This window comes from Pseudothermotoga hypogea DSM 11164 = NBRC 106472 (assembly GCF_000816145.1).
GTDB classification, from domain to species: domain Bacteria; phylum Thermotogota; class Thermotogae; order Thermotogales; family DSM-5069; genus Pseudothermotoga_A; species Pseudothermotoga_A hypogea.
In genome coordinates, this window is the sequence record NZ_CP007141.1 from 1,755,084 (window position 1) to 1,779,559 (window position 24,476).

20 protein-coding genes are annotated in these 24,476 nt (G+C 45.4%); 3 read left to right on the forward strand and 17 right to left on the reverse strand.

Annotated elements, in window-relative coordinates; all coding sequences use genetic code 11:
• Positions 1-103: 103 nt before the first annotated feature.
• Positions 104-1,753, reverse strand: a complete 1,650-nt coding sequence (locus tag AJ81_RS08610) for an asparagine synthase C-terminal domain-containing protein (RefSeq protein WP_031502323.1) — start codon at positions 1,751-1,753, stop codon at positions 104-106.
• A gap of 163 nt (positions 1,754-1,916) precedes the next feature.
• Positions 1,917-2,042, reverse strand: a complete 126-nt coding sequence (locus AJ81_RS11035; protein ID WP_257008728.1) for a hypothetical protein — start codon at positions 2,040-2,042, stop codon at positions 1,917-1,919.
• Positions 2,043-2,105: 63 nt separating this feature from the next.
• On the opposite strand from AJ81_RS11035, the gene AJ81_RS08615 reads away from it, so the two are divergent.
• Positions 2,106-2,402 carry a nucleotidyltransferase family protein gene (locus AJ81_RS08615; RefSeq protein WP_031502321.1) on the forward strand — a complete coding sequence of 99 codons (297 nt, stop codon included), beginning with the start codon at positions 2,106-2,108 and terminating at the stop codon, positions 2,400-2,402.
• A gap of 101 nt (positions 2,403-2,503) precedes the next feature.
• Positions 2,504-2,746 (forward strand): HepT-like ribonuclease domain-containing protein, encoded by a 243-nt coding sequence (locus AJ81_RS08620; RefSeq protein ID WP_231845471.1) that lies wholly within the window; start codon positions 2,504-2,506, stop codon positions 2,744-2,746.
• Positions 2,747-3,183: 437 nt separating this feature from the next.
• On the opposite strand, the gene AJ81_RS08630 is transcribed toward AJ81_RS08620, so the two are convergent.
• Complete coding sequence (locus AJ81_RS08630) at positions 3,184-4,137, reverse strand: Fic family protein (RefSeq protein WP_157724368.1); 954 nt, start codon at positions 4,135-4,137, stop codon at positions 3,184-3,186.
• Positions 4,138-4,742: 605 nt separating this feature from the next.
• Between AJ81_RS08630 and AJ81_RS08635 the strand changes: the two genes are divergently transcribed.
• Positions 4,743-5,291 carry a hypothetical protein gene (locus AJ81_RS08635; protein ID WP_031502316.1) on the forward strand — a complete coding sequence of 183 codons (549 nt, stop codon included), beginning with the start codon at positions 4,743-4,745 and terminating at the stop codon, positions 5,289-5,291.
• A 214-nt stretch (positions 5,292-5,505) separates the two neighbouring features.
• Here the strand turns inward: AJ81_RS08635 and AJ81_RS08640 are convergent, their stop codons facing one another.
• From AJ81_RS08640 to AJ81_RS08705, 14 genes are all read right to left on the reverse strand, one after another.
• Positions 5,506-5,862, reverse strand: coding sequence for a nucleotidyltransferase domain-containing protein (locus AJ81_RS08640; protein WP_031502314.1), 357 nt, complete (start codon positions 5,860-5,862; stop codon positions 5,506-5,508).
• Between the two features lie 52 nt (positions 5,863-5,914).
• Positions 5,915-6,070: a hypothetical protein gene (locus tag AJ81_RS10855; RefSeq protein ID WP_154655770.1), complete on the reverse strand. Its 156-nt coding sequence runs from the start codon at positions 6,068-6,070 to the stop codon at positions 5,915-5,917.
• Between the two features lie 609 nt (positions 6,071-6,679).
• A complete protein-coding gene (locus AJ81_RS08650; RefSeq protein ID WP_031502310.1) occupies positions 6,680-7,246 on the reverse strand; it encodes a nitroreductase family protein in 567 nt (188 codons plus the stop codon).
• A gap of 681 nt (positions 7,247-7,927) precedes the next feature.
• Positions 7,928-9,367 carry an oligosaccharide flippase family protein gene (locus AJ81_RS08655; protein ID WP_031502308.1) on the reverse strand — a complete coding sequence of 480 codons (1,440 nt, stop codon included), beginning with the start codon at positions 9,365-9,367 and terminating at the stop codon, positions 7,928-7,930.
• Positions 9,368-9,442: 75 nt separating this feature from the next.
• Positions 9,443-9,922, reverse strand: coding sequence for an adenylyltransferase/cytidyltransferase family protein (locus tag AJ81_RS08660; protein ID WP_038059533.1), 480 nt, complete (start codon positions 9,920-9,922; stop codon positions 9,443-9,445).
• Positions 9,919-11,079, reverse strand: a complete 1,161-nt coding sequence (locus tag AJ81_RS08665) for a CDP-glycerol glycerophosphotransferase family protein (RefSeq protein WP_051368781.1) — start codon at positions 11,077-11,079, stop codon at positions 9,919-9,921. Before AJ81_RS08665 ends, AJ81_RS08660 begins: the two co-directional genes overlap by 4 nt.
• Before the next feature lie 337 nt (positions 11,080-11,416).
• Positions 11,417-12,505: a glycosyltransferase gene (locus tag AJ81_RS08670; protein WP_031502303.1), complete on the reverse strand. Its 1,089-nt coding sequence runs from the start codon at positions 12,503-12,505 to the stop codon at positions 11,417-11,419.
• 187 nt (positions 12,506-12,692) lie between these two features.
• A complete protein-coding gene (asnB, locus tag AJ81_RS08675; protein ID WP_031502300.1) occupies positions 12,693-14,558 on the reverse strand; it encodes an asparagine synthase (glutamine-hydrolyzing) in 1,866 nt (621 codons plus the stop codon).
• Positions 14,559-15,083: 525 nt separating this feature from the next.
• Positions 15,084-15,206 (reverse strand): hypothetical protein, encoded by a 123-nt coding sequence (locus AJ81_RS11040; RefSeq protein ID WP_257008729.1) that lies wholly within the window; start codon positions 15,204-15,206, stop codon positions 15,084-15,086.
• An 865-nt stretch (positions 15,207-16,071) separates the two neighbouring features.
• The gene (locus tag AJ81_RS08685; protein ID WP_031502298.1) at positions 16,072-17,379 is read right to left on the reverse strand and encodes a glycosyltransferase family protein; all 1,308 of its coding nucleotides are present in this window, start codon (positions 17,377-17,379) and stop codon (positions 16,072-16,074) included.
• Between the two features lie 46 nt (positions 17,380-17,425).
• Positions 17,426-18,604: an O-antigen ligase family protein gene (locus AJ81_RS08690; RefSeq protein ID WP_144316869.1), complete on the reverse strand. Its 1,179-nt coding sequence runs from the start codon at positions 18,602-18,604 to the stop codon at positions 17,426-17,428.
• A gap of 6 nt (positions 18,605-18,610) precedes the next feature.
• A complete protein-coding gene (locus AJ81_RS08695; protein ID WP_038059530.1) occupies positions 18,611-19,720 on the reverse strand; it encodes a glycosyltransferase in 1,110 nt (369 codons plus the stop codon).
• A gap of 16 nt (positions 19,721-19,736) precedes the next feature.
• A complete protein-coding gene (locus tag AJ81_RS08700; RefSeq protein ID WP_051368780.1) occupies positions 19,737-21,668 on the reverse strand; it encodes a GumC family protein in 1,932 nt (643 codons plus the stop codon).
• A 21-nt stretch (positions 21,669-21,689) separates the two neighbouring features.
• Positions 21,690-24,446, reverse strand: a complete 2,757-nt coding sequence (locus tag AJ81_RS08705; RefSeq protein WP_031502292.1) for a polysaccharide biosynthesis/export family protein — start codon at positions 24,444-24,446, stop codon at positions 21,690-21,692.
• Between the last annotated feature and the right edge of the window lie 30 nt (positions 24,447-24,476).

Genomic DNA, 24,476 nt, shown 5'->3' on the forward strand with positions numbered 1-24,476 from the left:
TCTCGCGGTTGAAATTTTTGCATCTTACGCATCCGCAGGGTGCATACGGTTTTGTCTTTGGGATTGGCGTATCGGCCTTGTTCGTCCTCGTTCAATTCTTGTTTTAGACTCTCTCGACTGTTTCAAGTTTCACGTTCTCGTACACTCCGGCTTTCAACCTTTCAATGAAGCGTCTGGAAAGAAAGGAGTTGATATCGAAACAGTATTCTTCACGATACTTTTCATCAACCATGCCGAAGAACGCCAGGTCGCCCTTCTCGTTCCGCCTTTTGCAAACCGTCTCACACTTCAACTTCCAAATCCACTGCAGGGCAAAGTGCGGCAGAAAGCTGTTGCCGAACTTCTCAGCAGTTTTCAGGAAAGTTTTCAAGGACGATTTTGGTAATTCTGAAGTTTTGAGCGGCACACCCAGAATGTTGCACAGCCTTCTGACGTACTCTTTGTAGAGTCTCCTGTTCAAATAATGCTCCAGTGGGAGTCTCGACAAAAATGTTGTCAACTCCAAATCCCAGAGAGGCATCAGCCAATCGTAACCCCAGAATTCGTAGACTCTTACGGAATTACCAATGAACTTTGCTTCCCTCTCCTGCCAAAGCCAGCATTGGTAGAAAGATGCCAATTTCTCGAAGGTGTCGTAAGAGGAACCGAACATGTTGAGAAAGCTCCGTATTCTTTCCTCAAAGACGTTTCTTTGCTCACAACTGTACGGGTTCAATATGTAGAACCGCAACAGTATCGCTTTTAGGACATTCCTCTCACCGGCAAGTTTCGCAGGAATGTAGAGTGCAAAAGCTGCACTGTGGCCCGGCATGAAAACAGAATCTGGTGGGATCAACTTTCTGTTTTGAAGTTCCATCACCGCTGGCCAGTCCTGAACGTGGGGAAGCGATGCCAAACCACTTGAGTACTTCTCGTATTTTCTCATCGCATCACTCTCATACCACTTCTTCCAAGATTCTTCGCTGTACTCAACGAAAAGCCACCTGTAACCGAGACTCTCGGCAATGATTCGTGAAACCTCTGAATCCACGTTTCCTGGAACACCGTAACTGAAGCACACAACGTTCTCGTATCCTGATCTCTTGAGCATCATTGCGATCAGTCTGGAATCGTACCCACCAAACAACGGAATCACCGCTGTCCTGCCGTTCAAAACTTTTATCACACGCTTGAATACCCTCTGCAACACATCATCCAGCATTGTCAAGAGCGTTTCGCTGTCGGTGTTCAATTCTTTTTCCTTGTCTCTGCGATACAAAAAGTATCTCAAAGCGTTGATCTCACCGTCCTTGTTTACCCGCGTACGAATCCTAATCATCTCACCCGCTTGGACTTGCTTTATTTGTCTGTACAGTGTTTCGTTGCCCGCCACGTGTCCCGTCACCAAGAATTCTTCTGCTGCATCTTCATCTAACGTCACAACAGATAGTTGTTTGAGTATCCAGAAAGCATCGTCGCTGACATATACGTTGCCATCTTCAAAGGCGTAAAACAAAGGCATACTTCTAATGTGATCTACAGCCAAAACAATTTCGTTGTCATTCATCTTGACGAACGAGAATAATCCATTGAACTTCGTTATCTCGATCTCTATCTGGGACGGCGTCATGCTAACGATTAGTCGGCACAGGTCCATGGCAGAGTACAAACGACCTTCGTAGTACACATGCCCCCTCACGTGAGCGCCGCATCCGTTCACGATCGAACTGACCCACCCATTGTGTTGATAACTCCTGAAATGGGTTCTCAACATGAAAGAGCCCCCTTGGATTTCAACCTGAGTTGGTTCACACGTAATTGTACCACCCACCGAAGATTTGATCCGGTCCTATCTTCAAAAGCGATGACTGCCAATACTTCACTCGCGTTTGGATCACGACATGGGTTCGCGTGCTCAACGCAGCAATGTTCGAGAATTACAACTTTTCTGGGAACTTCTTCCTCACCGCATCGGTGCCCTTGTCGATCGTTTTCGTGAATTTTTCGTCTTTTTCCTCTTTCAATATCTCGAGCCACTCAGAGTTGGGAATTTGCAGGATCAAAGGATTAAAGATCCGCGATATAATAGCAAATGTACCGAAGTAAGCTTTCGAGGTGAGTCTATTATGGAAAATAAGAATGATATTTTCGAAATACTGAAACAGCAAAAACCGTATCTTGTTGAAAGATTCGGCGTCGAAGAGATCGCCCTCTTTGGTTCGTATGCGAGAGGTGAAAAGACGTTTGAGAGTGACATCGATATCTTGGTTGAATTCAGAAAAGGCTGTAAGACCTTCGATAACTACATGGATCTCAAATTTTATCTCGAAGAGCTCTTCAAAAAACCTGTTGACCTCGTTATCAAATCAGCGATAAAGCCCAGGTTGAAACGGTACATTTTGGAGGAAGCAAAATTTGTCTAAGAAACGCGATATCACCTTATTTTTGCAGGATATTATAGAAGACATTCAGCGAATTAAAAGGTTCACAGCACATTTAAAGTCAGCTGATGAGCTCCAATCCGATGACCTTGTTTTTTTATGCAGTATTGAAAGCCTTAGAAAACATCGGCGAAGCGGTAAAGAAGATCCCAGAGGATTTAAGAAATCTTTACGCAATAGATTGGAAGAAAATCACCGGTCTCAGGAACATACTTACCCATGAATACTTTGGCGTGGACAGCGAAATATTGTGGCAAGTCCTAAAAGAAAAACTTCCGGAACTCGAAAAGGCGGTTTTGTTTTTAATCCAGATCGTTGAGAAGTGACCTTTCACAAAAAAGCTTCTTAGTACATTCCTTCCTACGCTGAGCCATTCAATGAATTTCCATGCCTCTGCGATACGAAAAATACCTCAAAGCGTTGATCCCACCACTTTTGTTTACCCGTGTACCAACTCTAGCCATTTCACCCGCCTTGACTTGCTTTATCTCTTTGTAGAGTGTTTCGTTGCCCGCCACATGACCCGTCACCAAGAATTCTTCTGCCGCATCTTCATCCATCGGTTGGTAAAGACGATTCTCATAGTAAGTAAACGTGACCCCTCACGCGAGCGCTACATCCGTTCACAATCCATCGTGTTGATGATTCCCGAAATGGGCTCTCAACAAGAGGAAGTCACTTGGATTTCGAACTGAGTTTAACACAGCCCTACATGACGGATCACGACATGCGTTCACGTACTCAGAGGAACGATCTTCGAGAATCACGACTCACTCGGCAACTTCGGATAGACCATCCATCTTCCCTTCGGCTTGGTGGCTATCAAAGTCTTTCTCTCGATCATCTTCCTCACCGCATCGGTAGTCTTGTTGATCTTTTTCGCGAACTCTTCGGCCGGTACGAGATCTTTTGCGAAGAACCAACAGATCTGTCTATCGTAGGATTCGATCAACGCGCGAGCAACGAGTTCAGCCAAGTCTTCGGTGTCCTCTTCGCTCATTCGTTCATCTATCATCTGCACCGACAAATTTTTCGGTGATTCCTTCAACAGATCCCTCAAACCCTTTTCCGCTCTCTCGAGCGCCTTGATGTATCTGTCTCTGTCTTCGTTCTCGACACCCTTGATCGTCACGTTCAGATAACCGTAATAGATCAAGAAGAAGTTCGTCAGGATCCTGCCGATTCGCCCGTTTCCATCTTCGAAAGGATGTATACACTCGAACAAAACGTGTGTCCTCGCGGTCGCTTCTTGGACCTCATGTTTTTCGTACGCGTACTGGACATATTCGAGCCAGAGTCTAATCCAATCGTCCAAGTCGAAAACTGGCGGCTTGATCTTCGCGCCGGTTATAACGATCGCACCGTGTCTGAAATCGCCGAGTTTTCGTGGATCAATCATGTTCTCAAACAGCAATCTGTGTGCACTCCTCACCAAGGTCGTTCCAAAGGGCCTTTCACCCGTCATGGAGTACTCGAGCGCGAGATTGTAAAAGAGTCTTGCCGTCTTGAAGTAGTTCAGCACTTCGTCACTGGCCTTGTACTTTCCAGTCAAAGCTGCCTCGAGATCGTTCTCACTCGCGAAGATGCCCTCTATCATGAGCGAGTTTCTCGTTTCCTCTTTTAGCATGTACAACCACTCAGAGTTGGGAATTTGCAAGATCAAAGGCTTAAAAATCTGCCTGCGCCACTCTATCAGTGCGGTTAACTTCTTCTTCACACCCATCACCCTTGAATCTGTCCTGTTTAGTTGGACGGTTCACCCCTCGTATTCCAAAACCTTCATGTTTTACCACATATTCTATCACACCTTCTTGTCCTGTTTCACGCCACAAAACAGAAAACGGACACACGGTAATACAAAGTTGATCCAAGAGAGTCATTAGATTCATTCGCAGATCGGTCCCGTTCGGCTCGAACTGACAGACTCAACGCGTTTGCTTTCATAACTGGATCTTTCAGCCATCATCCCAGCAAAAATTTCTTGCTCGGTTGTTCATCAGGTATTCTGATCTTTACAGGTAAATAGACGTTGACAAGAAAGGTTGAATACTTCAGACGTCGGTGCATAGCGGCTCACACAGTAAGTGGCCTTCAAGAGATAACGCCTGTCGTCTGAGACCTCCAAGATCAGACGTCAAAGACTCTTAAGGTCACGATCACTCACCGTCTTCATTGTAGATTCATTCAAGCAAAAAAGACTCACACAGTGACGATTCTCTCGTGGTTCAGTGAAATCATTAGAGTTTTCTTAAAAACCAAAACAAAAATCTTTCATGAGAGGACAATAGAAATGGAAACAAAAAACTTCAGGAGGTGATCAGAGTGAAAAGGTTCATGGTTTTGACGGTGACACTGTTGATTCTCTCAACAATGATCTTCGCGGCAGGAAGATTTTCAAACCTTCCACAGACCAACAGGTTTTTCCAACCACAGATGCCGAATCTGCCAGCTTACAGACAACCCTTAGCTCCAAGATATCAAACAAAACAGCAGTTCACCTACCAAGAGTTGTTCGAAGAGATGAACCTGACAAAGGAACAAGCTCGAAGGATACTCAGCGTGATCAAGGATGCGAAAGTAAAGCTTGAAGAGTTACAGAAGCAGTACAAAGAGCTGCATGAGAACTCCAAGAGCATGAGCGTGTACGAGTTCAGAACCAAGGTAAGAGAACTGAACCAAAAGCTTGCAGAGATCATACATCAGATGAGAGAAGAGATAGAAAAGACGATCAACGTGGAACAGCTACAGAGGTTGATGCAAACTTGCAGGCTCAGAAAGACTGAGATGTTCGCAGGGCCTAAGGTAGGCTTCAGAGGACCAGCGTTCTTGGACGAAGACTTCATAGACGCGCTCGAAGAGTACACAAAGTAAACACCACCCCCACAACGCGCCGGCTGAGCCGGCGCTTTTTATATGAGCACACAAGATGCCCACATGGCTGTGATGAGCACACATTGTGGAGTTTGTGAAAATGTGCTGATAGTCATGCGAAGAACTCTATCGCCAGTCGAAATATACCAGTGAACACACCGAATCCACCGAGGGGTGACTCGCTTTATTGTGGCGAATCGTTGATCCGTCTTCTTCACACCTCGACACAATTCTTCTCCACGAACCTTTTCCACCACGATTCGTATTCTTCAACGCTCGCCAGATGGATCTGGAACGGAGAAAGCGAGCCGATCGATCTTTTGATGTGCGTCCTCACCCATCTGTTCTCTTCCCAGTTCGAAGAAAACTTCTCTGAGACGATCAAAACGTCTATATCGCTGTTCGCGTTCCAATCGCCTCGAACGACCGAACCGAAGATCAAAACTTTCAGATCGTCGCTGAGAAGATCTCTCGCGATACGTTTTATCTTCTCACCGTGCTCAAGGTAGTTCTCGAAGTATTTTTTCCTCTCTTCCCAAATCTTCTTACTTATCGAAATCAAGCTTTTCATTCATGGTGACCTCCAGAAAGTTTAAGAATTTTCTGTATTCGTCTATCAGCTTCTAAGCCAAGTTCTTGGTGAAGACCTTCGGGAAATACCTGCTCGCGAAGTAGGCGTCGGACAGATCGTCGAAGAACAACTCATTCTCCAATAAATACAGCGCGTTGGAAAAGAACCTCTTGCTCTTCTCTTTCAGAAACCCAACATCTTTCGTCATGTTCCCTGCCCACGGCAATGATACCACGCCCCCATTTCGTTCTGACAAAGGAAAGCGTCTTCTTCACACCTAAGGATCGTCGTTCTGGCATTGAGAAGCGTCGTGCGAACTACAACGAGTTGAAATCGCGTTTCACGTGCAGGTGAACCTTCCACCTTGATTTTCGCGGAAGTGGAAAATTGAGCTTGATCACTGTCATTCTCAAACGGCTTATAAACACCCGAAATTATAATCGATAAATTCGAACGATTTTCCTTGGCCACTACAGCTTCGACAGCAACGTTCTGATTCAGCACGATTTTCCGAGTAATTCTTTCTATGATAGAACGTTCTTGAACGTATTCACGCGATCTTTTGAAACACTCTGTAGCTTGTCTTCGTCGGAGTTGATTACGTGAATCGCATTGAACTGAAGAATCTTTCTGACGGTACAAAACACCATCAAATGCACAAAAATGGTAAGCAGTAGATAACCGCTAATTATGTCTAAAGCCAGCTCATCGAGAAAAATCATCTAAATTCACTATCCTACCGGCCACTTCTTCTCCAACGACAAAGAGTTCGATGAGTCCTGAGATTCTATCTTCTATTCAAGCAAAGAGAAACATCTCATTCCTTTAAGAGCTCGAAAGAAACGATTTCCTCAAGAGGCTTTCTTTCGTATTTGTCTCTTTCATCCTCGGGATAACCCACCGGAAGAATGACTTCAAGACGATAATCGCTGGGGGCCTCGATCGCTCTCGCTACGTCACCCGGATTTGGCGGAGTGTAAGTTACCGTCCCCAAACCTTCCTCCTCCAGAGCCAGCAGAAGATAACCAATGGCAAGCCAGGTGGATTCTTTGGAGAACGGGGCGTCTTTCCGCGCGAAAACGAGGATCAGATATGGTGCCTCTTGTAAAAACGGTTTCTCCCAGCTGAAACCCTTCTCTTTCAACCAACTTCCAAGTTCGCCCCTTACACTCAGATGGAAGCTCTTCTCCGCCGATTCACAGATCTCTCGAATCTGTGATCTTCTTTCCCGGTTTTCCACCACCACGAAACGCCAGGGTTGCGCGTTCATGCCCGAGGGAGCTTCTCTGGCCACTGCCAGGCATTTGAGGAGCTTTTCAATCGGAGGTTTTTCCCGTTTGAACTTTCGAACCGTCTTTCTTTTCTTCGCCAGATCCAGAATCATCCAGACACCTCCGCAGGAATGATTCAGTTCCTATCACCCTGAACACAAACCACGATTTCTTCTTCCTTCTCCAGTTGGCCTTTGCCAAATAACCTTTTCACATCACTGTCTGCGATCATGCTGACATTGCGGGAAACCACCCACGATGATATCCGCGAGTACCACAGACCACTTTTCCGTCGTTAATGATGCGCGGCTGGTCAATTTTATCATCACACGCCACGCACTTTTCTCAGTCGATACTCATAGATCATGATCGATAAATTCGTGCGGTTTTGTCGAATGCACTCTATAAATTCGAGCAGTTTACTTGGAATAAAATGAGATTTCTGTCATCCAGGATACCATCTTCAAGGACGATGGTACCACAGGGATTCCCGCGTGGTTATTCTTGGCAGTGATACTGAGATTAGTTGAAGCGTTTTCGCTTCTGAGGTGATTTTCCACAAAGACTATCGCGGTCAAACAAGCGGCATTCTTTACTCTTGTCCTCAAGAACAAAGATGAGGTGCTGGCAGAAACGTCCGTTTAGAAATCGCTGGCTCAGGCAAGAAGTCAAAGCGAGCCAAGTCTGTAATATGCGGCGATATCGACCTGCCTGTTCGAAACGCAATTCCGATGTGGACGTTCGCCATGGAATGTTAGGGTTCGTTCAGGAGCAAAAAAGATACCAAGAATGCTTCACGTCGTTGGTTTAGAGTTTTGTCTCCTCGTTCGAACAAAGCTTAGCATCTCTTTTCTCAGTAAAGCGAATTCTTTCTTGTAGAGACATACAACGGCGCAAAGTCCAATCATTCCAGCCATCATGTTGAGCCAAAGATTTCTGTTGAGTGTGCCAATCGACGATACAGTGATCATCATCAATACTCCTACCGAAGCCCTTTTGATATCGTACCCAACTGGAAACAGTCTTTCTGAGATGTAGGTTCTCATGTAGAAATAAAGCACATACGAAAGCCCTGTCGAGATCGCTGCACCACGGCCGCCATACAGCGGCACGAGCAAAGTGTTGCCAACGAAATTCAAAAGCGCCGATATGGATGAAATGACCATGTGCCAGTACGTCTTCTTCGTCAGATCTATCCCCACACCACTCGTTAACCCCAACAACTGCGTGATCGGTACCAGTATCAAAAAAGGAGCAATCTGCGCAGACGGTCTGTAACTCTTCGCCAAGAGAAGAAAGATCACGTCTTTGAATCCAACGACCAAGAATCCAACAGCGAAAAGAACGAAAGAAACCATCTCGAACGCCTTTTTGAAGAACACCGTGTCCCCTCTGTCCCTCTCGTATCGCTCGTACGCGGTGGGCATCCACAAAAGAGAAAAACCTGTCTGAAACAAGTTCATGATCGAAACTATCTTGAACGCAGCACTGTACAAACCGATCTCCGTCATCGTGCTGTATCGCCTGAGTGCTATTCGATCCATCGACGTGAACAACCAGCTGAGCAACAAGTTCGGTACGAAAGGAAGACCATATTTCAAGATGGCACGAACTTCAGAAAAAGTGAACCTCACTGGCTTCCAGTACTCTTTTCCAAAGTAAATACCAGTCAATAAAGCCAAAACGTATCCCATCATGTTTCCGAAAACTATGGCTATGAAGCTTCTCTCAACGAGTAACGCGTATAGAAGTGTGAAAGCAAGATTACCGACGGCGCTCACGGAGTCTACAAGTGAATAGAGAAATCCCTTCTTTCTCATTCTGACCAAGCTTTGATTGAAACGTTGAAGCACCACCAAGTACAGGGTGATCGACATCAGCAAGTTTATGTTCGGATATACTTTTCCATACAGCAGCAAGCTGATTTGTTTTCCAAAGATGAACAGGATGAATGAAACGCACGTGGTCACTACAAACGATGGAGAAAGACACACCCAGAAAAGTCTTCTTCTTTCCTCTTCCCTGTATTCGTTGAAGAATCTCATGAAGCTTTGATCTGTGCCAAGGAATATGAAACCAGTTATGATGCTGAATACCATCGTGAACATCGCGCTCTTTCCGAATTCTTCCGGTATGATCAAGTAAGATATGACAGGCACGGAGAGAAAAGAGATGACTGCGCGAAACCACATGCCCAAAGAGAACGAAATGTAGGACTTAAGGTATTGTTTCAATTCTTCCTCACCTCGGTGGATAGTGGCTCTCAATACTCAATTGATGGGTGTGACTTTTTGATAATCGCCAGATCATTACTTTTCATCTCTCAGCTTTTCTCTGATCAAGTTCAAAACAATTCGCCTGTCATCATCGGGAAGCTGTCTCAGAATCGAGCACAGTTCATCGATAGAGGTCAATAATTGCTGAAACTTGGAACTGCTGATGTTTGCCATCCTTGGAAGAAATTCCACACCACACAGTTTCTTCAACGGTTCATACTTCTCCTTCCACTCTTCGCTCGCGACGATCACGTCTGGTTTGTACCTTTCGATGTCCTTCACCTTCTCTTCCCAACTGTTTGCAGGGAAAACTTCATCCACGCACTTTATGTTTTCCACGATCTTGGCCCTTTCTTCGTAACTGAACAGGCTGATCTTTCCCTTCTGGAGGTTGAACGCTTCCGTTGCAACTCCAACGATCAGGTAATCTCCATAAGTCTTTGCCCTTTGCAGAAAGTTCAAATGTCCAACGTGGAAAAGATCGAAACTGCCGTAGGTCAGAACTCTTCTCATACCAACCTCTCCCCCCTGAGAGCCTTTTGGATCAACTCTAAGACTCTGTTTGTAGAATTGGCATCTCTGTATTGGTGAACCAACTTCACTACCAGCTGTCTTTCTGGTCTATAATAGTTAGGATCTTCCAAACTTTTCTTCACTTCCTTCTGCAACGAGTCTTGGTCCACGCATTTCGGTCCAGCTGCCCAGAAATCGTAGTCGAGCAGCCATCCACCGCGAGTTTCCTTGTATTCTTTCAGATCAACCGGCGTGAAAACGACGGGTCTGTCGAGCAAGAGCCAGTCGAAATAGATGGATGAATAATCTGTGACCAAAAGATCTGCACCATTCAGCAGTTTGTAGAAATCTGTTCTTTCACGTTTTAAAATCGCCGATTCTATGATTTTTATTCGATCGCTTCCAAAACGTTTGAAATGATCCACAAAGAGCCACTCTTCGTTGGGATGGAGCTTCAAGAAGAACACGATGTTACTCTCCTCAAGAAAAGACAAAAACTTTTGTATATCGAATTCCTTGAATCCAAAAAAGTTGTCGTAAGATTTATTCCCCTCGACAAAATCTTCGTACCCAAACCTGAAGGTCGGAGCGAAGATGATGACTCTTTTTCCCTCGAGGCTCATACCAAAGAGTTTCTCGAGGTTCTTCTTGCCGTTCACTGTCAACAGATAATCGTTCCTCGGCGCACCGGTGACAACGTATAGACTGATGGACAATCCCACACACGCGTTTCTCAAAACGGTGCCAAAATCGGAGTAAGAACAGAAGATGTTTGGCTTACTATCGTATCTTTGAACTCTCTTGTCCATCAGTCCTGCCTTCTTGGTGGGAAAACTGTGCCACAGCTCGATGTGAACCGTCTTTCTACGCAACCTCCTACCACCGTGCGTCGTCACGATCACCTTGCTCTTGGCAGTCCATTCGATCATGTGCCATTTGAATAGTAATCTCTTCCACAGTGATTCAAAAGGTTTCTCCGGCAACTCTATGACCTTGAACTTGCAATCCTTTATCTCACCCTTTTCGTAGGCTTCTAAAACTGGGTTCAAATTGCAACCTGAGTAGTTCAAGAAATAAAGTGTCACCAAATTCTTATCCACCCTGCAGAACAATCTCGCAACCATCTCCAAAAACTTCACAACCAAGAATTTGAGCATCTTTCAGACCCTCTTTCATCATCCCACAACCTGTTGTTCATGATCCAAAACATTCAAGTGCCAAGAAAACCGGCTCGTCTTCCCTGTCTAGGATCTTGTCCGGACCGATCCCTCTCATGAAATCCTTCAAATCTGTGTATCCATTTTCGATCATACATCCCTTGTGACGACTCGACAGCTTCTTTGTAATCCTGTGCCTCAAGTATGGCACGCTGGATTCCACTAAGAAAACCGTTGAACCCCTGTGCTTGGTATCGGCCCGCCAAAACTTAAAAGCTTGCGGTAATTTTGAAACTGCAACATTATGCTTCTCATCAGTTCAGTCTCGTTCATTTTCTCAACCCAAAACAAATTGGACAAACTGTTCTTCTTTTTTACTGTCCCAGACAAACTCTTGTTGGTGACGCAGAACGTTTGTAACTAACTGTGCGTACTCCGCGTAAGCTTGAGTTATCTTCTCCACAGATTCTTGCACTTGGTCTGGATTTATGACCACTCCAATGCCATAGCGTTCAACTAATCTTTTCATAGACACGAACGAGTCCTTGACTATCACAGGTGTGCCTGCTCCGATAGAGTCGAAGAATTTGTTTGGTAGTGACAAAGCATCATTCAGACACACGTCTACACGGGCAGAGTAGTAGGAAATCCAAGTGAAGGCTGCCTTTGAGATCTCTCGCATCATCTCATCATAGGGTAAGGGGGACACAATCATGTAGTTTAAATCGCTGGGTAAGTTGGTTACTATACCTATTTGCTTTATCGTGAAGCCCAGATCTGAAAGCGCTCGAAGAACTCTGATTTCGTTCGGTGTGAATTTTCTCGGAGTCCTGCCCACTATACATATTTCCTTGTTTTTTTCGTTGCTTCGGTACGATGTGGACGCATAGTTTGGAACCACCATAGTTTTGCGAGGAAGACTGATTCGTTTCAGCACTTCATCACGCTGTTCTTCGGAGACGAAGATCAAATTGTCACTCAGTGAGATTTGTTCACGAAGTACTCTCCACATAAGCGCCGTCTTCATGAACCTGACGGGTGAAGGCAACCATTCGTATCTCTCCCCGGGATAGAGCTCGTGCATGTCGAAGACCACTTTCTTCGCCTTCTTTCTCCCACACTTGAAGACTGCAAGAGGTGCCGTTGATGAAAAATCATGCAAATACAAAACATCGAAATCGGTTTCAGTGACTAACTTCTCGATCGCTCTGTCAAAGCTAACCCTTTTCACAACTTTGTCGAGAAAGTTCTTACTAGACCGTTTGAACAAAGGCACATAGTTCACGTTTCCATCTTTATACGGGTGCTCCTTGGAAACAGAAAGGAATTGGTAGATAACCTCGGCATACTTTGAAAGCGCCTGAACGGTTCTGAAGACGCGCTTGTCATACTTCAAGTGCGTGTAGCCGAGAATCAGTACCTTCACAACCTTCACCCCCAATCCTGGCACGAAAGTTCCAGGTCAACGGTTCGCAATTCAAATACGAAAAACACCATTCACGGTCCCAAATTATCACGACCGACGCGAATAAGTGTGTCCGTACACGTTTTAAATAGGCCGTGGACAAAATTCGGTGAGTTCCGTTCCGATACATCTTTGGAGAATCACACCATTAGACTTCCACGCTGAAAGTTTTCACCCACTCACCGACATTGATAACCTTCCAGATTGTCGGAATGTACTTCTGACCATCGTCCCTCAATACTTTCTCAGCGTAACCCGCGAACTGTGGTCTCACTATATTCTTTAAAATCTTGACATTCTCTTGTATCTTATTCAACACGAACTTCCTATTTCTCCTCATCCACACTTCTTCCGGTGTGGCGAAACCTATCTTGTCCTTTCTGTCCAAGATCTTGTCCGGAACAATACCTCTCATCGAATCCCTCAGAATCGCTTTCGTGTATCCGTTCCGTATTATATAACTTTCGGGAAGACTCAACAGAAACTCTACGATCCTGTAATCCAAGTATGGTACCCTGGATTCCACCGAGAAAGCCATCGAGTTTCTGTCTTCCCAATGAAGCAGGGCGGGAAGTGAAGACTCAAATACCAATTTGTATGCATATTCGGTGATGTTTTTGACATTCATCCATTTGACACCACCATCATAATCTTTGGGCACCGAGAAGAATCTTGAGCCGCCGACTTTCCTCCTCAACAGAACTTTGAGACTGTCAGGAAGCATGTTCACCAACACGTATTTCGTGACGCCAACGTTCGGCCAAACGCTCTTCACGGCCCTGAATTCTTTTGAGAACACTCGCAACTTGAATCGTCTCAGCAGAGAAGCAAGATAGATTCCTACAGATGAATGATATCCAGCTAAGATTTCGTCAGCACCCTGTCCATCGAGCATCACAATTATTCCGTTCTTTCTGGCTTCTTTGAAAACGCTGTATTGTGCAAAGATCGAAGCTGAACCGAACGGTTCGTCTTGGTGCCAGACGAGCGATTCAATCTCGTTGGAACCGTTGGAGTTCAGTTCGGCGAAGAAATCTTCGAACTTCGGAGAGACTTTGTGTGAAACAACATTTGTATGCTTGACAACTTCGTCCACGTACTTTTCTTCGTTATATTTCTCAAACTCCGAACAGAACGATACCGTCTCGATCTTCCCATTCGCCCCGAGCAGTCTCCTCATGACACTAACCAAAGTCGAACTGTCCAAACCACCAGAGAGACACGAACCGACCTTCACATCGCTTCGAAGTTGTAACCTCACAGAATCGAACACGAGCTCTCGAAATTTCTTCTGTGCTTCCTCGTAAGGGATGTCGATCTTCTCAATCTTGATGTCGTACCATCTTTGCACTGTGAACCTCTTCGTGGTCAAATCGTAAAGAAGGTACTCTCCTCCTCTGAGCTGGTAGACTCCTTCGAACATCGTTTCGTTTGTGTGGTCTATGAGATTGAACGTCAGATAGTCGTACACCCTGCGGTGGTTCATTCTCGCTCTCCAACCCTTGACGGTTGTGAACTGCTTTATCTCCGATCCAAAGCAGAACTTGCTCCCTATCTTGGTGTAGTAGAGTGGTTTCACACCGAATCGATCACGAGACAGAAACATGAGATTCTTGCGTTGGTCATAGATAGCGAAGGCCCAAATACCATTGAATTTGTTCACGCAGTCCAAGCCCCATCTGTCGTAGCTAGCTAAGATCACCTCGGTGTCTGATTGTGTAGAAAAACGATACCCAGCGGCGATCAGTTCATCTCTGATCTCAATGTAGTTGTAAATCTCCCCGTTGTACACGATGACGTACTCTCCGTTCTGACCAACGTACTTCATGGGCTGGTTCGACAAATCCGACAGGTCTATGATGCGCAGTCTTCTGTGACCCAAGGCGAAGTCCTTGCCGAAGTAGAAACCCTCGTGGTCAGGACCTCGGTGAGCTATAAGCCTTGTCATGGCTTTGATTTCTTCCTCTAAGACGGGCGCTCCGTCTTCGTTGATGATGCCAGCTATACCACACATTTGGTGTGTGCACCTCCTCACCTCCGACTATACATATCCCTACCGGACGTCGAAATTCCAAGATCGGTCCTCCAATTCTTCAATCCCTGATTTTATAACGAAAACATCTAAAAAGTCATCCGCTTGTGGGTTCAGCTCTCCTCAGATGTACCTTTCACCTGTTCAGTCACTTCTTGAAGATGCTTCTGATCCTAGACTGTTTCTGTAGAACACCACAACCAAGATAGAACGTTTGGCGATGCCCTCATATGAGAAACCTTAGGCACCAGCACTGAAGCAATGTTCTTCATTTGTGCGTTCATGTCGGATCTCGAAAGCAACCTTTGAATAACCTCCGTCAGTTCTCTTTCTAACTCTTCATCCGCACTAACCCTTCAAGAAGACAACGTTACCTCCAAGGTCCAGATGTTCCACCGAGCCTGGCCAATATTTGTAAACCAAAGGAAGACCACATCCCACGGCTTGCGGCCAAAGAACACTGATGCTTCCTGGAAAAACGGCAACGTTGGATGCCAGAAAATACTCTTAGATCTCTTTGCTGTCTATCCAGCCTATGTATTTGATCCTTTCGTCTTGGTCGATAGCCTTGCCAACAACTCTCTTGACGTCTTCCGCTGTATCGGCAAAGATTATCAAACGTAGATCCAAAGATTCAACACTTCTGAAAGCGCGAATCGGCACGTATGAGTTTTTGTCACGATTCATCTTTCCACCAGTTATCAAAACAAAGTCGCTCTCTCGATATGATTCCTCACCTTTTCGAATATTTTGATCAGCCTATCTGTTCGTTTCATCTCTATCAGATTCCCGACGAATCCAACCTATTTGTAGCCTTCGCCGTGTATACCGAGTTGTTTTCTCACTCGGTCTTTGTCGAGTGGTCTAAAAGTCTGTTGATCGTTCCCCGTTCGGAATCACAAACACATTTTAGCTGAATAACCGAAAGATTTTGCTTTCTCAAGAAGCTCATCGCTGACAAAAATCACTACTTGAGCCAATTCGAAAACTTTCAAATAGATCTTCTCTCTTTTTTAGGATATTGACATCGCTTCCGTGCACTGTCAAGACGTACGGTTTTGAATACTTTTGAGTAGAATCTGCACAAGTAAATCTGCTCATGGTGTGTACATCCCATGGGCGTGGATCAAATTGAATTTGGAAAGATCAAAGCCTTTCTCGGCACATCTGGCGAAGCATTGAGCGTAGATTGAAATCGTACGCTCGTCAAAAGCTTTGCTTATTCTTTTCAATACTTCCCACAGAAGCTAACTGGTCGTTTTTCCACATTTCAAGAGCGAATAATCAACACCGCTAAAGTTCGTGGCTGGAGTGAATGAGCTTTTCCTGAGCAAATATCTTGCGAGTCGCACGAATAAATCGTCTTGGAACCAAACTGGTGCCGCTGTGTAGTCAGTGCCAAGCTTTGTCGCTTGAGTCTTTTAGTTGTGAATATAACACTTGACAATTGATTCACGAAGGGGAACAGATTTGTGAGAATCAGGATTCTCAAGTCCTAAGCATTCTTTCCACTTGATTCATCGAGCGTTATTTTTTCTATTATTCCTTCAAGCTTTTTCGATAGGCTTTCGTAGAGGTACGATTGAATAACTTGTTCGCGGCTTTTCCGATCCACAGGACTTCTCTTTCTAAACAACTGTTCAATATAGTCTGCCATCATTTCGGTTTGTGATTTCTCAAACACCTTCGAAATCCCATCGCATTCAATCTCTTCACGCATTTCCCAGTCCCTGGGAGCTATTACCAATATGGGTCTGCCCGTAGCAAGATACTCGTACACTTTTCCAGTCCTTATGGATCTACCCTCTTGTGGATCTTCACCGGTGTAAACGATCAGCAAAAGCAGATCAGCCTGAGCTTGCAACCTCAAAGCCTCGTCCCTTGAAACAAAACCACGATTCTCTAAGATGTCGAGCATGGAGAATTTGTCAAATAAACTCTGAACGTATTCATAGTCCTTACCAGCGTAGATGAATTTGAGCTTGGAGTAAATATCTCTTTTCTCCTCCTTGATCCTCGAGAGAGCCAAAATAAACGAGCTAAGTTCACGTGTCCCAGGGTGAAAACTTCCAGTGTAAGCTATTTCGAAATTCTCACGTGTATCATCTGAACATTCTCCTAAAAACAACTCTCCATCATAACCGTTTGGCAAAAAGAAAACCTTGTCACCACAAAGCCTTTTATAATCTTCGACCATCTTTTTTGAGACAACGAGTACTACATCGGCCATGGCTAAGATTCGTCTAGTTGCGTAAGCAAAAACCGGTAATTTCGTCAAAACAGATTCGTGTAAGTTGAACGAAGGGTCTCTAAAGTCAGCCAGCCAAACGACAGTTTTGGGGAACCGTTTCTTAAATAACTTACCCAGCTTCAATGAAAACCAAGGATCATAAGTGGTTATCAAGACCGTTCTTTCATGGTCACTGATAATCTTACTCAGTTCAGTAACATAAGCTTGATAATCATGAAGGAGCATACCTCCAGATGATACTGGTAGAAACTTTTCTAAGACAGGCCTGATCTCACGTTTTATTATTCGAAGTAGTTTTGAGAACATGGTTTGTTTTTTCGCAAACTTACTATTGACCACAACGTGTGGATCGTACTTGAAGTATTTCAACGGGATCTCCACCAACTTGGTTTGACCCAAATCGAAGCTTCTGAAACTCTGTTTGCTTGGAAAGCAACTTGTTATGAAATAGACCGAATGACCTACGGACAAATACTTGGCAAACTTTTCCCATCTCACGGACGCTATGTTATTCCATCTCGGTGAATATGGTGAAACGATCACTATCTTCACGAGTCTTTCCCCTCTCCAACTCCCACAACACTTATCGATCTTTTTCTCAACCCAGAAACGCAAGCTCGATCAACAACCACAAATGTCTCCAGTGAAGACTGTCTATGAACAAAGAATTTATTAACTGCCCAAAAAGGACTGGGATTAGAAAACCTCTGCTGCGGGATTTGAAAAGTTTCTTCAGTACTATAACCCAGAACATTACAAAAAGACAGAAACCAAACAGTCCTCTCTCCCCTATGTATCGGGCATACAAAGAGTGCGTAGCCATTCGCGAGTAAAGCTCGTAGTTGCCAGGACCGATGCCGAAGAAAGCGTTCGCGGAACTTAGGATGTCGATGAACATGCGTTGAGCTTCAAAACGTGCCACATCGTAACTCTGAAAACGAAGGCGACCTAAAGTAAAGTCCTTAAGGCTTACGCCGAGCAAATTGACTTTATCCGCAAAATAATACCAAAACACGAAGAAGATCAATGCTGCGATGACAAAGAAACCGAGGGCTTTTAAGCACGTGCCACGGTTTAAAAAAGCTGTTCCAACCAACAAGACGATTGTCACTGCGTAGTTCAGCCACGCTGCTCTCGAAAAGGTCAGCAGAACCCCAAAACTGAAGAATAGAAAAAAAGCAAGATTCAGAAATTCATTTCCTCGACCTTTCAAGAATCGCATTAGGAAGTAAGCCGATACTGGTACCAAAAACGGTCCCAAGACGTTCGGATCCTTGAAGAAACCGGTCAGTCTACCATATTTCAAAATCCATGCACCGTAGAACATCGTTCTGCCTGTCAAGTAGCCAAAACCGCCCACGATTATGTTCACTGCACCCGCCAAAGACCATGGAATCATCAATCGATCTAAGAACCTCTCTTGATAAGGGTTCTTGGTCAAGGATTTAGCGTAAGATGCGAGTACAAAGAAAAACACGAACAGATAAGTGTCTATGATGACGAACCTAAAATTTAAGACACCGAAAGAGATCAAACCGATGAAGGCAGATAACAGCATTGGCAAAAAAAGGGCACTGAAGGCAAAGATGATCGATCTGTTCGTCTTGAGACCTAATATCAAGAACGGCAATGCCACAGTGAACCAGATTTCCGCTGGTGATGGCTCGACGAAAACAAAGCCAGACAGAAAGACATATATGCACATAAAAACAACGTAATTACGATACCGAATTACCTCGCGACTGTTGGTGATATCGACTGATACTTCCTTCAACACTTTGTTTCACACCCTTGTGTACAATGCCTTGTAGGCACTCACGAAAATCTGATAGTCCTTCTTGAATGCTGACCTTGTATTCTTCTCGAAACGTAAGGCGTTCAGCAAAATCAATGACAAGTCGTCCTGTCCCTTAGCAACCAGTTCGTCACCAATCATCTCTCCCACACACCCTACGTCCGTGCTCACGACCGGCACGCCCTGATTGAGCGCTTCCAACACCACCAAGGGCATTCCTTCTGCGTCAGATGTCAAGAGCAAGACGTCGAAGTCCGCCATCAACTTCACCGCGTCCTTTCTGAAGGGTAAAAAGTGAACTTTTTCTTTCACCTGCGGGTTCTCTTTGAGCCACCTTCGCACCTTCTCACCGTAGACATCATCGACCACGCTCGCGCCTATCCAAACGAACACAACATCGCTTCTTTCTCGAAGCACAGACTTTGCGACTTCCAAAAACCTGATGGGATTCTTCGGTGGGTCGAGTCTTGCAACGTTGCCAACGATTTTCACGCTTTCAGGTATGCCAAGCTCTTTTCTCAAGGCGCCTTTTTGTGCGGGTGCTTCTGGAATTATCGCATTGGGTATAACAACGTATTGATGGTCTTTTCCTATTTTCCATCCTTTGGCCTTCTGAAGATCTCTTTGACAAAGAAACACTATCTTGTCGGAGTGCTTGGCAGCGAACCTTTCCAGAAGAATGAAGAATCTGCGCTTCAGACCTTTGTATTGTTCTATTGGCCACCAACCGTGCACCGTGTAGACAACCATTGGAACTTTGCATCTTTTCGCTGCTATCCTTCCAAGAAAACCGGCTTTGGAGGAATGCAAGTGAACCACGTCGTATTTTCCTTGTCTTATCAATTGCTTCAGCTGAAAATATGCTTTCAGATCCTTCCATGGGTCTATCTCGCGGACCAAGTCTTTCACGACGTGCACTTTCACGTTCAACTTCTCAAGCTCTGGTATCAACATCCCGTTGTGTGGACCGCAGGCAACTTCAACCTCGAATTCATCGGGATGAAACTGTTTCAACCCGTAGACCAAACTGTACAAAACCTTTTGTGCACCAGTCCAATCAGAACGGGTTATGATTTGAAGAACTCTCTTCTTGTTCATTCAAATCACCGCTGATTCACAAGTTCTTCTTGGATTTTTCCCTCACAAGAATGAACTTTGGGTTCTTCAAGTTCTTCATAGCGTACAGAAGGTCAGATCTCTTCGAGTCGTTGGCTTTCAAAACCAATACAGTTTGATTCGCATCGTAGGAGAGTACTTTTGTTTCCGCGCTCGTGAAAGTTGGGGCCGACAGGATCACCACGGTGTTTTCGTGAGAGACATCTTTCAAGATCTTTTTGAGACCTTCATCAGAGAATGAAAGCGGTTCACCATCGAAGGACAAAACTTTGGCTTCTTTCGGAATAGGTGGAAGGCTCGAGTTGCCGTCCAGATTGACGAGCACAGTTTTTTTGCCACTCTTCGATAAAAGTTCTATCATTCCTTCGATTATCGGGATCTTCCAAGAACTGTTCGTCGAGGAAACCAATAGGTGTACGTGTGAGGGTTCGGCTCCGGTTGAATTCAGAGTTTGAACGACGATGTGTTTCAACGCTTCCAAATCTTTCTTCCCATCTTTCGAAGGTTGATACAGGATTGGCTCTTCACCAATTGTTTTCAGAACGTCGTATTCGTCTCTAATCTTTTGATCAAAAGCTTCCCTGAGAAAGGCGATCAACACACCGAGGAAAACGCCGAGCACGAAAGCGACGGCCAAGATGAGTCTCCTGTTGGGTTTGGCGGGTCTTTCAGGTAAATAAGGTTCGTCCAGCACGATCGGCACGTTGAACGACATACCTGCGGTTGAGAGTCTGAGCTCTTCTCTCCTTGATCTGAGAAGAGTGTAGGTTTGCTGCTTGAGGTTGTAGTCTCTCAAGAGTGTGGCGTACTCTCTCTGTAGATCTGGAAATTTTTGCAGTTCTTTCTCCAACTGGATTCTCACTTGTTCCAGAGACGAGATATGGGATTTAGACACCTCCAAGTTGGTTTGGAGGTTTATCAGTTGCAGATAGTAACCTCTGAGGATGGGATCTTCCGTTTCGAACTGAGACGATAGGATACGTGATATTTCTTCGTTGATCATCTGCTGAACGACGCTGATTTGCTGTTCGATTTGTCTCATCTCGGGTGAATTCTCCGTGTATTGAAGTTCGAGCGTGTTGTAGCGTATTTGTAAATCGAGCAAACGCTTTCGAAGTTCTTGCAACTTCGCGCTGTCAGGAACGTACTCCAAGATCTTGATCATGCCCTTCAGTTGAGAGATGTTTTGTTTGAGTACGCTCAGCTGCGACTGCAGATTTTGATAATTCAGTTGTGCTTCGACTATCTTGCCGTCCAGATCGTAGAATTTTCGAATCAGCGCGTTGAGTTCTTCCGAGGGCAAGATGGATTTCGTCTTTTGGAAGTTCAACAGCTTGTTCTCGATCTCTGTGAGTTCTCTCTCAACAGTTGGGAGCTGTCTTTCCACAAATTCAAGGAGGTAAGTATTTTCGTCTTTGTTAAGCTCCCTCGCCACCCTTATGTAGTTGTCGATGATGGATCGAGCGATCTTGTAGGCCATTTCCCTATCATCCAAAGAAACGGTCAGCTTGATGAGCGATGTATCTTTGACCGAAGACACGTTCACGACGTTTTTCAGAAGGGCCGAAACAACGCTCTCTTGGGAAACTTCGTCTTTGCTCTTCTTTGAAAAATACTCGGTAAGTTTAAGATCGTTGACCACGCTTATCAAAACCCTTCTGCTCTTCATGATCTCCATTTGTTCTGTTAATGCGGGAGATTGGCTCACGCCAAGGAAACTAAGTTGAGGAGACAGAGCGATCTGCGATGATGCACCTCTTGGCAATTTAATAACTGCCGTTATTTCATAAACAGGTTTTGCGAAGTAAAGGAGATAGACGAATGTCACACAGATGGTGAGAAAAGTTATTCCAATGATCCAGTTTTTTCTGCGTTTGAGGATTCGAAGAATATCACTCAAGGTTATTTCTTCGTCGTGATACTTCTCCACACGAACTTCCTCCCCTAAAGATCACTTGAACAGCTCAGAGATGTTGTTGTAGAAGACGATGAGATTGTTTATCACTGGGATCCACTCGAGCGCGGTCTTGAAGATGTCGGAAGGCACGAAGACTATGTCACCGTTCTCGAGGATCGGATCGTATTCAATTCTACCACCACCGATCGCACCTGCCAAGTTGACACGGATAGGTTTACCATCGATACCACCCTTGTAGAGCCACACGCTCGAAGCTGCGGCCTTGTTGGTGAAATAGCCAGATTGAATGATCGCTTGAAGCACAGTCGTTCCCTCGGTCAATTTGATTATTCCTGGTTTGTTCACCTCTCCCAGCACGTACGCGAAGTTCTGCGGAACGTCGAGTATCTTGACCACGTCGCCGGCTTTCACAACGTAAGATCTGGCCTGGGCGAGATCTTTCAGTTCGAGGGAGTACTTTTCGATTCCCCTCGTGAGCTCGATTTTTCTGTAGTTCTTGTCGACGCCGGCTTTCATCAAAACTTCGTAGAGCGTGGTGTTCTGGTCGATGTAGACCATGTCTGGTGTTCCATCGGCTTTGATGAGATAGACGTAGTTTTCTCTGTCAACGTCGAACAAGATTATGCTGTTGTTGGTCAAGGCCCTGTTGGCGTACTCGTCCCAAACAAAGGTTTCAACACTTTTCTCGGTGACGATGGTTATCTTCCTGCTGATGCCTTCTTTTATACCTCCGATCTTTCCCACGAGTGTTCTCAAGTCGAACTCCTCGGCATGAGTGAACTTCACCAAGCCGTTTGGTACACCTTTTCCAAAGACGTAGACTTGGTTTGGTTCTTTAACGGTCACGTAGACGAAATCGTTGTCTTCAAGCATCGCATTTTCCACACCCATGAAGACTTTCTGAGCGTCGTACTGGGCTACGATGGTGTTGTCGCGCATGATGAAGATCTTGTCAGACACGTAGTGAAGTTCTGGACCAATGATGAGACCGCCCAGTTTGGCAAAGAGCGTTTTCAGATCAGCTGTTTCGTGATAGTTAAACTCAACTCTTCCGGTGTTCTTCAGATAACCCATGGCGGTCACCTGGATGGGCTTTTTGAGCTCGACTTTCAGTATGGTTCCCCTTTCGATTGGAAGGTCCTGGGAGTGATCGAGCGGCTTTTCGTCCAGGATGATCTTCTCTATTCTCCTCAGATCGTTCAAACCAACCTTGGCGAGGACTCTTTGAAGCGTTATGGGTTCGTTGAGTTTGAATTCCACGTAGGATGACACGTCTCCGATCAAATACACCGCATTCGCACCGAGTTCTTTGACCAAGACGGTGTCGAATCGTTGTAGGGGCACTTCGATCTGGTCTTTTACCAGTTGAGAAGGATCGTGGGTCGATGTGATTTTTCCTCTTATCAACAGAACGCTTTCGATCGACTCGGGCTGAACTGACAATCTTTTCACCACATAGTTCAGCGTCTTGGGTTCGTAGTGGTTCAGTTGAAGAACTCCAGTCTGCGCCCCAACGACGTTAACGATGAAAGGTTCGTAGCTTACCAAAATCGAGTCGCCGAGTGACAACGCGATGTCTTTGTCTCCATGAACGACGTCTTTCAGATCGATCTCGAGCGTGTTGTTGATCCTGATCTTTCCTTCCCATTCAACATTGGGATTCTCGAGTCCGACTTTGTCGATCAAGGTCTTCAAAGTTCTCTTCTCGCCCGGTTCGAAGTCTATCCTGCCTTTCCTGTTGACCGCACCCTGGATGTAGACGTAGAACTCTGGATGTTTCACGATCTCGACGATCGAGCGGTTCGGCACCTCGATTTCGTGCGCCTTTGCAAGAACGGAAGACGGCAGCTCTTGGACGGTCCCATCTGGCATTTTGATCAAGATCTTTTCAACCCATTTCTCATCGTCTTTCGAGATACCACCGGCTTTGGCCAGAGCGAGCGCGAGGGTTTGTCTTTCCTGTGAGGTGAAGGTCTTCAAACCTGGTTCAGGAACGAAACCAACCACGTAGACGTACCTTTCTTGCCTTTTGGGTATGTAGAGGAAGGCGCCAGGTTTCAAGGGGACATCGAAGGAACCATCGAGGACCTTTCTCAGATCGATCGTTCTCGTTTCGCCGTCGATCGAAAGTTGAGCGCTCTCGATGACTGCTTTTTCCTCATCGAGCGCGTCGAGCTTCAAAAGTAGTGTTCTCAAGGTCAATCCAGGAACGTACTTCTCGATGAGACTGTGAGCACCAGCAACTTGAACGGTCTTTTCGTACTTGAGAGGTGGCAGGTGTATCTTGTCGCCTTCTTTCAAGAGTACATCGTTTTCGATCTTGCCTTCGAAGAAGAACGAAAGAACGTTGAACCTTTGAACCTTCGCGTCCCTCACCAACTGGACATTCTCGAAGTCAATGCCGGAGTCCAATGTTAGATTCAGTAAGGAGAAAAGTTTCGTGAGCGTGAGATCTGGATGGTTGGAAATGTCGATCGCACGGTTCAGAGCTCCTTGAAGGTAGACATACATTGGAGCGTACTCGAGGACGTAGACCGTCACTTCCGGTTCTCTTATGAACCTCCCGACGATCTGTTCGATCATCTCCTTTATTTGATCGACCGTTAGCCCGGCCACTCTGACGTTGCCGAGGTAGGGATAGGGAATGGTCCCGTCGAAGGCGACCTTGACCGTGCGACTGAAAGAAGGTTGCTGAAACACCTCTATGGCGATCGTGTCACCCACCCGAACGGTGTAGGAGAAAGACAGAACACAGACCAAAAGCGCGAGTATCAGCAACGAGCGTCTCATCGTCATTCCTCCCAGCACAATCAAATTATA

What these genes read in the sequence shown, in the direction of transcription:
- AJ81_RS08610 (WP_031502323.1), bottom strand. Translation starts at nt 1,753, where the DNA reads ATGTTGAGAACCCATTTCAGGAGTTATCAACACAATGGGTGGGTCAGT.
- AJ81_RS08615 (WP_031502321.1), top strand. Translation starts at nt 2,106, where the DNA reads ATGGAAAATAAGAATGATATTTTCGAAATACTGAAACAGCAAAAACCG.
- AJ81_RS08620 (WP_231845471.1), top strand. Translation starts at nt 2,504, where the DNA reads ATGACCTTGTTTTTTTATGCAGTATTGAAAGCCTTAGAAAACATCGGC.
- AJ81_RS08640 (WP_031502314.1), bottom strand. Translation starts at nt 5,862, where the DNA reads ATGAAAAGCTTGATTTCGATAAGTAAGAAGATTTGGGAAGAGAGGAAA.
- AJ81_RS10855 (WP_154655770.1), bottom strand. Translation starts at nt 6,070, where the DNA reads ATGACGAAAGATGTTGGGTTTCTGAAAGAGAAGAGCAAGAGGTTCTTT.
- AJ81_RS08650 (WP_031502310.1), bottom strand. Translation starts at nt 7,246, where the DNA reads ATGATTCTGGATCTGGCGAAGAAAAGAAAGACGGTTCGAAAGTTCAAA.
- AJ81_RS08660 (WP_038059533.1), bottom strand. Translation starts at nt 9,922, where the DNA reads ATGAGAAGAGTTCTGACCTACGGCAGTTTCGATCTTTTCCACGTTGGA.
- AJ81_RS08665 (WP_051368781.1), bottom strand. Translation starts at nt 11,079, where the DNA reads ATGCTCAAATTCTTGGTTGTGAAGTTTTTGGAGATGGTTGCGAGATTG.
- asnB (WP_031502300.1), bottom strand. Translation starts at nt 14,558, where the DNA reads ATGTGTGGTATAGCTGGCATCATCAACGAAGACGGAGCGCCCGTCTTA.
- AJ81_RS08695 (WP_038059530.1), bottom strand. Translation starts at nt 19,720, where the DNA reads ATGAACAAGAAGAGAGTTCTTCAAATCATAACCCGTTCTGATTGGACT.
- AJ81_RS08705 (WP_031502292.1), bottom strand. Translation starts at nt 24,446, where the DNA reads ATGAGACGCTCGTTGCTGATACTCGCGCTTTTGGTCTGTGTTCTGTCT.